At 36.3% G+C, this 2,712-nt stretch carries 2 protein-coding genes; both read right to left on the reverse strand.

The features are described 5' to 3' along the window. On the reverse strand, positions 1–760 hold a 760-nt coding region (locus D6734_08350; protein RMF94215.1), incomplete at its 3' end, for a type II secretion system protein GspF. A 6-nt stretch (positions 761–766) separates the two neighbouring features. After that, a complete protein-coding gene (gene gspE / locus D6734_08355; protein ID RMF94216.1) occupies positions 767–2,491 on the reverse strand; it encodes a type II secretion system protein GspE in 1,725 nt (574 codons plus the stop codon). Between the last annotated feature and the right edge of the window lie 221 nt (positions 2,492–2,712).

Here is a 2,712-nt window from a genome sequence, read left to right on the forward strand (position 1 = left end):
AGCGCCCTTTCTCTGTATTTATAAAATATTTAAAAACATAATAGATGACGAAACAGAAGATTATTATGAGATACCAGTAATTTCTAACAATTACACTAATCTTGATAAGCATCAATGTAGGAAGAGGCAATGCCTGATTTGTTTGTTCAAATATAGCAGTTACTTTGGGAATTACATAAGCAAATAGAAATCCCAAAATTGCAAATCCCACAAATGTCATTATAACAGGATAGGCAAGAGTGCTTCGTACTTTGCTGTTGAGCTCTGCCTGCTTTTCAAGAAATTCGGCAAGCCGTGTAAGTACCAAAGCAAGAGCGCCGCTTGCCTCACCGGAGCGCACCATTCCAATATATAGAGGAGAAAAATAACGTCTATGTTCTGAAAGAGCATCAGCAAGGGAAACACCTTCATTAACCTTTTCTCTTACTTGAAGCAAAACTCTCTTGAATCCTGAATCTTCAAACTGTTCAATCAGAGCTGTCAAGGCATCTACCAATGGAAGCCCTGCCTGAAGAAGAGTGGACATCTGTCTTGAAAAAAGAGCAATTTCCTGCGGTTTGACCCACCTAAATGCATTTCTTATTCCACCAAACTTTCTCTCTTTTGAACCTCCTTCCTCAGACTCAACTTCCTTTAAGTCTGTCAAAAAATAATTCAATTTCCTAACCTTGAGGCGCGCATCTCCCGGTGATTCAGCATTGATAATTCCTGTAATATTTTTGCCTTTGGGATTTATTGCTTTGTACTCGTAAACTGCCATAATGGATTAGCCTTCTCTGGAAACTCTTAGGACTTCTTCGATTGTGGTAATTCCATCTATAACCTTTTTAATTCCATCGTCTTTCAACAATTTCATTCCTTTTCTTATGGCTTCATTTCTAATCGTTGTTGAATCGGCTCGTTCGAGAATTAATTTTTTTATACTATCATCTATTTTCATTATCTCAAATATTCCAATCCTTCCCTTATATCCCATATTCAAACAGGAAGGACATCCTTTCCCTCTATAAATCTTTCCATTTTTCAGCATAGAGCGGCTAAGTCCAATATTGTTCAATTCATCATCATCGGGCTCATATTCTTCCTTACAATCAGGACATAAAACCCTGACTAAACGTTGTGCTATTACACCGCAGAGAGATGATGCAATTAGAAAGGGCTCAATACCCATATCAAGCAATCGTGTAACAGCACCTGCAGAATCATTGGTATGCAAAGTAGAAAGCACTAAATGTCCTGTCAATGAAGCATGAATTGAAATTTCCGCAGTCTCTACATCCCTGATTTCACCTACCATTACAATATCTGGGTCCTGCCTTAAAATTGAGCGTAATCCACTGGCAAAAGTAAGGTCTATTTTAGGATTTACCTGAATCTGCCCAATCCCAAAAAGCTGGTATTCCACAGGGTCTTCAATTGTAATGATATTCTTCTCCGGCGTATTGACGCGCGTCAATGCAGAATATAGTGTAGTCGTCTTTCCGCTTCCTGTCGGCCCGGTTACGAGGATTATTCCATTGGGGCGATTAATAAAATCATTGAGAATCTGGTAATTTTCTGCATCCAATCCAAGATCATCCATATCAATAAGTACACTCGTCCTGTCAAGCAATCTCATTACAACGCGTTCACCAAAGGAGGTTGGTATAACCGACACTCTTAGGTCTATGAAATGTTCTGCAATCTTTATTTTTATCCTCCCGTCCTGAGGCAGTCTCTTTTCTGCTATATCGAGATCTGCCATAATCTTTATTCTTGATATAACAGCGGCATGGTATTTTCTTGGAAGGGACAGTGTGTTATATAAAATTCCATCAATTCTATATCTCACGCGCAGTTCTTTATCAAAAGGTTCGATATGAATATCGCTTGCTCTTTCTTTAACTGCTTGGAAGAGAATAGTATTGACAAATTTGATTATAGGAGCTTCATTGGCAACATCTAAAAGGTCACGCGGTTCTTCTGAAAGAGAAGATAAAGAAGCCAATACATCACTGTCATAATCAGTATCAAGCTCTTTAATCATCTCTTCGGTGTTGGCAGAATCTCTGCTGTAGAATTTGTTTATTGCTTCAATTATAGAAGCTCTTGGAGAAAAGACAGGAACAGAAGGTGTCTCAAGAAATAGTGATAAATCATCGATAACATTTATTTGAAAAGGGTCAGCCAAAGCAATCCGAATATTCCCATTCTCAGATTTCAAGGGGACAGCATTCATATTTTTTAAATAACTTAACGGTATCTTTTTTAAAATTTCAGTGTCAATCTCATCTTCTCCTATATTTTCTATATAAGGATAGCCAAAGACTCGGCTTAAATGCATCAAAACTTCCCTTTCAGATGAAATTCCTGCATCAACGATTCTGCCTATTAAACTCTCCGAATCAGATTTTTTGGAATCATCTGCAGGAGATATTATCTCCCTGATTGTATATTCAGGAACATTTTTATTTTTCAAAAAATCAGATATAATATTTTTAAGTACAGACATTGGCGGCTCAACCTCTTCATAGAAATCATAAATACATTTAATATAAGTATAAATGTTGTATTTTTATTATCAAGTGAAATAAAATAAAACTTTACTTCTCTTAACAACTTTTCATATGGTAGATATATGAGCTTCAATGACAAACTTTCTGAAAGGTAATAGTATGAGAAATGGAAAAAAATACATCTCTATTTTCCTTCTTTTATTATTAATATTTATTG

It is taken from the genome of Candidatus Schekmanbacteria bacterium, assembly GCA_003695725.1.
GTDB lineage: Bacteria > Schekmanbacteria > GWA2-38-11 > GWA2-38-11 > J061 > J061.

Excerpts from the sequence above, each read along its gene's own strand:
- gspE (RMF94216.1), bottom strand. The coding sequence starts at position 2,491 with ATGTCTGTACTTAAAAATATTATATCTGATTTTTTGAAAAATAAAAAT.